Origin of the sequence: Herminiimonas fonticola, from assembly GCF_040395855.1 — a bacterium.
In the GTDB taxonomy this organism is placed as follows: domain Bacteria; phylum Pseudomonadota; class Gammaproteobacteria; order Burkholderiales; family Burkholderiaceae_D; genus Oxalicibacterium; species Oxalicibacterium fonticola_A.
In genome coordinates, this window is sequence record NZ_JBEBPO010000122.1 from 1 (window position 1) to 5599 (window position 5599).

9 protein-coding genes are annotated in these 5599 nt (G+C 53.6%); 4 read left to right on the plus strand and 5 right to left on the minus strand.

Annotated features, from left to right (window positions below; translation table 11 throughout):
* The first annotated feature begins 19 nt into the window (after window positions 1-19).
* From ABWP27_RS11850 to ABWP27_RS11860, 3 genes are read left to right on the plus strand one after another with little or no spacing between them, the layout of a single operon-like run.
* On the plus strand, window positions 20-316 hold the full coding sequence (locus ABWP27_RS11850; RefSeq protein ID WP_353157046.1) for an ArsR/SmtB family transcription factor: 297 nt from the start codon (window positions 20-22) through the stop codon (window positions 314-316).
* A gap of 24 nt (window positions 317-340) precedes the next feature.
* Window positions 341-1513 (plus strand): MFS transporter, encoded by a 1173-nt coding sequence (locus ABWP27_RS11855; RefSeq protein ID WP_353157049.1) that lies wholly within the window; start codon window positions 341-343, stop codon window positions 1511-1513.
* Between the two features lie 28 nt (window positions 1514-1541).
* Complete coding sequence (locus tag ABWP27_RS11860) at window positions 1542-2600, plus strand: alkene reductase (RefSeq protein ID WP_353157052.1); 1059 nt, start codon at window positions 1542-1544, stop codon at window positions 2598-2600.
* Between the two features lie 55 nt (window positions 2601-2655).
* On the opposite strand, the gene ABWP27_RS11865 is transcribed toward ABWP27_RS11860, so the two are convergent.
* Together ABWP27_RS11865 and ABWP27_RS11870 are read right to left on the minus strand one after the other, a co-directional pair.
* On the minus strand, window positions 2656-3039 hold the full coding sequence (locus ABWP27_RS11865) for a SirB2 family protein (RefSeq protein WP_353157055.1): 384 nt from the start codon (window positions 3037-3039) through the stop codon (window positions 2656-2658).
* Window positions 3036-3419, minus strand: a complete 384-nt coding sequence (locus ABWP27_RS11870; protein ID WP_353157058.1) for a GNAT family N-acetyltransferase — start codon at window positions 3417-3419, stop codon at window positions 3036-3038. The genes ABWP27_RS11865 and ABWP27_RS11870 overlap by 4 nt, the downstream gene beginning before the upstream one ends.
* Before the next feature lie 27 nt (window positions 3420-3446).
* Between ABWP27_RS11870 and ABWP27_RS11875 the strand changes: the two genes are divergently transcribed.
* A complete protein-coding gene (locus ABWP27_RS11875) occupies window positions 3447-3881 on the plus strand; it encodes a YybH family protein (RefSeq protein ID WP_353157062.1) in 435 nt (144 codons plus the stop codon).
* A gap of 31 nt (window positions 3882-3912) precedes the next feature.
* Here ABWP27_RS11875 and ABWP27_RS11880 read toward each other — a convergent pair whose 3' ends face one another.
* The 3 genes from ABWP27_RS11880 to ABWP27_RS11890 form a co-directional block, all read right to left on the minus strand.
* Window positions 3913-4317: a lysozyme inhibitor LprI family protein gene (locus ABWP27_RS11880; RefSeq protein WP_353157065.1), complete on the minus strand. Its 405-nt coding sequence runs from the start codon at window positions 4315-4317 to the stop codon at window positions 3913-3915.
* A gap of 162 nt (window positions 4318-4479) precedes the next feature.
* A complete protein-coding gene (locus ABWP27_RS11885) occupies window positions 4480-5241 on the minus strand; it encodes an ABC transporter permease (RefSeq protein WP_353157067.1) in 762 nt (253 codons plus the stop codon).
* 2 nt (window positions 5242-5243) lie between these two features.
* Window positions 5244-5599: ATP-binding cassette domain-containing protein (locus ABWP27_RS11890; protein WP_502905341.1), on the minus strand; the 356-nt coding region annotated here is incomplete at its 5' end.

A 5599-nucleotide genomic window follows, 5' to 3' on the forward strand; every position in this document is an offset into this window, starting at 1 on the left:
ATAAAACAGGAAAACCATCATGGACATAGATGCTATTCACAAGGCTTTGGCAAATCCCGTGCGCAGGCAAATCCTGGCCTGGCTGAAGTCGCCTGAAGAGAACTTTTCCGGACAGGAACATCCGCTCGATTTTGGCGTGTGCTGCGGCATGATCGACAAGCGCAGCGGTTTGTCGCAATCCACTATTTCTGCTCATCTGGCGACCTTGCAGGCAGCTGAACTCATCGTGCCGCGACGCATCGGTCAGTGGGTTTTCTTCAAACGCAACGAAGCCACGATTCAGGCCTTCCTGGAATCGATGCATGGCGATCTGTAAATCCTTCAATCAAAGAAAGACTGCATGCCTTTAGCCTTACTCATACTGGCGCTGAGCGCTTTTGCCATAGGCACCACCGAATTCGTGATCATGGGCTTGCTGCCTGATGTGGCGCGCAGTTTGTCGGTATCGATTCCCAGTGCAGGCTGGCTGATCAGCGGTTATGCGCTGGGTGTTGCGATCGGTGCGCCGATCATGGCGGTGGCTACGGCTTCCTTGCCGCGCAAACGTGCATTGTTGCTGTTGATGGGAATTTTCATCGTCGGCAACGTATTGTGCGCCATTGCTACCGATTACAACTTCCTGATGGTGGCACGCATCATCACGGCGCTATGTCATGGCGCATTCTTTGGCATCGGTTCCGTGGTGGCCGCAAGTCTGGTGCCGGAAAATAAAAAAGCATCGGCAGTTGCACTGATGTTCACCGGTTTGACGCTGGCGAATGTACTGGGCGTGCCGCTGGGCACCGCACTCGGCCAGGTCGCCGGTTGGCAGATGCCGTTCTGGGTTGTTGCTGTCCTCGGCGTGTTGTCGCTGATCGGTTTGTGGCGTGTGATGCCGGGCGGGCACGATGAAGAAAAAACCGATCTGCGTGCCGAAATCGGCCAGTTGAGTAATGCCGGTTTGTGGGCGGCCTTGTCAACCACGATGCTGTTCTCTGCCGCGACCTTCGCCTTGTTTACTTATGTCGCTCCCTTGCTGGAAGACGTGACGCATCTGTCGCCGCAGGGAATTACCTGGACCTTGTTTTTGATCGGTCTTGGCTTGACGGTCGGCAATTACATCGGTGGACGTTTGGCTGACTGGAGCCTGGGTACTGCGCTGACGGGAATTTTCATCGTATTGGCAATCGTCAGTTCCATCGTGCGCTGGACCAGCCCAAGCTTGATTCCGGTCGAAATCAATCTCTTCCTGTGGGCGATGGTGTCCTTCGCCGCGGTTCCAGGTTTGCAGGTCAACGTCATGATATTCGGCAAGGCTGCACCTAACCTGGCGGCGACATTGAATATCGGCGCATTCAATTTGGGTAATGCACTTGGTGCATGGGTCGGCGGCTCTGTGATCAGCGCCGGCCTTGGATTGCAAGCAGTACCGTTGGCAGCAGGTGCACTCGCGCTGACGGCAGTTTTGGCAATGCGCGTATCACTGCGCCTTGCTCGCGATGAAGTACCGGCATGTGCTGTTGCTGTCGCTTGATTTAAACCATTTTTCTGGAAAGTACATCATGACGAATCATTTATTTACTCCCATCAAAGTCGGCGACTTGACTCTTCCCAACCGCGTGATCATGGCGCCTCTGACGCGTTCGCGTGCAGTTGGCGGTGGTCGTGTGCCGAATGAACTGATGGTTGAATACTATGTGCAGCGCGCATCTGCAGGTTTGATCCTGAGTGAAGCGACTGCGGTTTCACCGCAGGGCGTCGGTTATGCCGATACGCCGGGCATCTGGTCGGACGAGCAGGTCGCAGGCTGGAAGAAGGTGACGGACGCAGTGCACCAGGCAGGTGGTCTCATCTCTCTGCAGCTGTGGCACGTTGGTCGCATTTCGCATCCCATGTTTCTGAATGGCGATTTGCCGGTTGCGCCTAGTGCGATCAAACCTGCTGGCCACGTCAGCATCGTGCGTCCGCAAGTGGAATATGTGATGCCACGCGCATTGGAACTGGATGAAATCCCAGGCATTGTCGCTGCTTATCGCAAGGGTGCGGAAAACGCCAAGCTGGCCGGTTTCGATGGCGTTGAAGTGCATGGTGCCAACGGCTACCTGCTGGATCAGTTCCTGCAAAGCAGCACCAACCAGCGTACCGACATCTATGGCGGTTCGCTTGAAAACCGTGCGCGTCTGATGCTGGAAGTGGTCGATGCATGTATCGAAATCTGGGGCGCTGGACGCGTAGGTTTGCATCTGGCACCACGCGGCGATTCGCACGATTTGAGCGATGCAGATCCTGCTGCAACTTTTGGTTACGTTGCTGCCGAAATGGGCAAGCGCGGTATCGCTTTCATTTGCGCACGCGAATCACTGGGTGAGAATCGCCTTGGCCCGCAATTGAAAAAGGCTTTCGGCGGCGTCTATATCGCCAATGAAAAGATGACCAAGGAAACGGCAGAGAATGTGATTGCGACGGGTGAAGCGGATGCGGTTGCGTTCGGCAAACTGTTCATCGCGAACCCGGATTTGCCGCGTCGGCTGAAAGACAACGCACCGCTGAATCCAGCGCGCCCGGAAACTTTTTACACTCCGACGGCAGAGGGATATACCGATTATCCGGCGCTGGCCTGATAGATTGCTTCCATCGCACAGGTGATCGATTGATCGCCTGCACGATGGGGATGCTTCAGGTAACGATGAAGGCCTGTTTGCTGAGCGCGACCGCGACGATGTAGGCAAATACGGCCAATGCGGCAAGGAAGGCACTCAATCGCGTTGTTCTGGTCTTTCCGCGTTTCAATGCGATCGTTCCGAGGCCAATGTAAAAAATCAGCGCAATTACTTTTGCAGTCAGCCAGTTTTGTACAAACGGGTACTGCTGGCTCCAGACGACCATCGTCAACGCACTTGCCAGCAACACGGTATCCACGATGTGCGGAGTAATTTTCAGCCAGCGTTGTTGCAAGGCCGGCGACTGACGCAGCATCAGCATGCCCCGCAGTAAAAAAAGACTGATACTCAACACAGCGCAAGTGATGTGCAGATGCTTGAGCGCGAGATAACTGATCATTCGATGTTTCCAATATTGAAGATGCGCCGGCTTTCCGGCGTAAGCAGATCAAGGTATTGCGGATTCTTGCGCAGATAATTCACCATGAAGCCGCAGATCGGCACAACGTGTCTATTCTGGCTGCGCGCATATTCCATCGTCTGGGCGGCAAGCTTTGAACCATACCCCCGTCCGGCAAGAGCAGGGAGAACTTCGGTATGCGTGATGATGCAAATCTCGCCGAACATGTAGTACTCGACAAAGCCGAACAACTGCTCTTCATCCCGCCATTCATAACGCTTGATGCCGGTTTCGTTTTCCTGCTGCTTCATGCGCAAGTGATGAGTAAATTTTTCTGCCTGGATGGAAATAGGTAAAGCCTCATGAGATGATACATTCATCAAGGAAAATTTACCCGGAGAGAAAGCATGACAAATGAAGATGTGACTGTCCAACTGAGCAGGCTGACACGCCAGCCGGACGATTGCAGTCGAGTACTGGTTGCCGCGCTGGAGTCAGGCGATATAGAAACCTCGGTTGCCTTGTATGAACCGAGTGCAGTTCTGTTCAGGAAGTCGGGCGAAACCATGACCGGACTGGATGCGATACGCGAGAATAATGCCGGTGTGATCGCCTTGAAACCAAAATTCACGATCGAATTCATCACATCCACACTCAGCGGTGACGGCACCTTGGCGACGAATCGGATGAAGGCGAATCTGGCGTTTGTCAAACCGGACGGGACATCGGTGAATACCAGTGTGGATACGCTGGAAGTGCTGAGGAAGCAGGAAGATGGATCGTGGCGTTACATCATCGACGATCCCTACGGCAGTATGCGTGCAGGCATGAAGCCGCGTTAGCGCGCTGCCATGCCTGCTGCGGTAGCTGCAATTACTTGGTTTTTTCCCGACGGTTCAGGAATTGTTCCAGGTCTGCCGTGCGATGCACGGCATGCAGGCGCATGCAACTGAAGTATTCGACATCCTGCAAAACGCTACCGGTATTGTAGATATTGATGGTTTTGCAATCCTGCTCAACGAATCCGCTCCAGGCCTGCTGCGCAAGTTTCAACTGTTTTTTGACTGCTGGATAAGGAATGCCGGCGACGTCCTTGGCTGGCATTTGCGCCTGCAGTGCCTGGTAAGTGCTATCGAGTTTGGTGCTGGCTTTTTTATATTCTTCTTTGGCGCATGTGCTCATTTCCTGCGCCGAACCCTTACCGATACAAGGATCGACCTGCTGGGCAAAGGCTGAAAAAGGAAGCAGGGCCAAAAAGAGCAAAGTGATTTTTTTCATCGTATCCCTGACGGAAAAATTAATAAGAATAGTTGGCTGGATAAAAAACAGCGTACCGCGACAGCTTGCTTGATATTTTGATCGAGGTCAATAAACAGCAGGGAAGAGGGCCGCGATCCGGCGTCGCTTAACAGTGCCACATCTAGAGCCTACACCTAGACCCTACATCTTGAGCCGGTAGCCGGTCTTGAATATCCACCATACTGCCGTCATGCACAAGGCCAGAAATACCAGTGTCATGCCGGCGCTGATTGCCACGTTCACATCCGAAGTACCGTAAAAACTCCAGCGAAAGCCGCTGATCAGGTAAACCACCGGATTGATCAGTGCAATTTTCTGCCACACGGGCGGCAGCATGCTGATCGAATAGAAGCTGCCGCCGAGGAAGGCCAGCGGCGTCACGATCAGCATCGGAATGATCTGCAGCTTTTCAAAACCGGTGGCCCAGATGCCGATAATGAAGCCGAACAGGCTGAAGGTCACTGCAGTCAGAATCAGGAAGGCGATCATCAGGATCGGATGCGCGATATCGAAGGAAACGAACAATCGTGCAGTGGCGAGTATCAGCACGCCGAGGATGATCGATTTGGTTGCTGCCGCGCCGACATAGCCGATCACGATTTCCACATAGGAGACAGGTGCCGACAGCACTTCGTAGATCGTGCCCGCATATTTCGGCATGAAGATGCCAAACGAGGCATTGGAAATACTTTCCGTCATCAATGCCATCATGATCAGGCCGGGCACGATGAAGGCACCATAACTGACGCCGTTGACTTCCACCATGCGCGCACCTATGGCGGCGCCGAACACGACGAAATACAGCGAAGTGGAAATGACCGGCGCCGCAATGCTTTGCATCAGCGTACGCCAGGTGCGTGCCAGCTCGAATTGATAGATGGCGCGGATTGCATAGAAATTCATGTTCAAGTCCTCACCAGATTGACGAAAATATCTTCCAGCGAACTCTGGCTGGATTGCAGATCCTTGAAGCCTATGCCGTGTTCGTCGAGTTTCTTTAGCAGTTCGGCAATGCCGGTCTGTTCGCTCTGTGCATCGAAGGTATATGTCAGCTCATTGCCATCGGCAGAAAGTTCCAGCTGCTGCGACAGGAGTCCGTCCGGAATTGCCGGCAATGTCTGCTGCAGGTGCAGGCGCAACTGCTTCTTGCCCAGTTTGGTCATCAATACGGATTTGTCTTCCACCAGTATGATTTCGCCTTTGCGGATCACGCCGATACGGTCGGCCATCTCTTCCGCCTCTTCAATATAGTGGGTGGTCA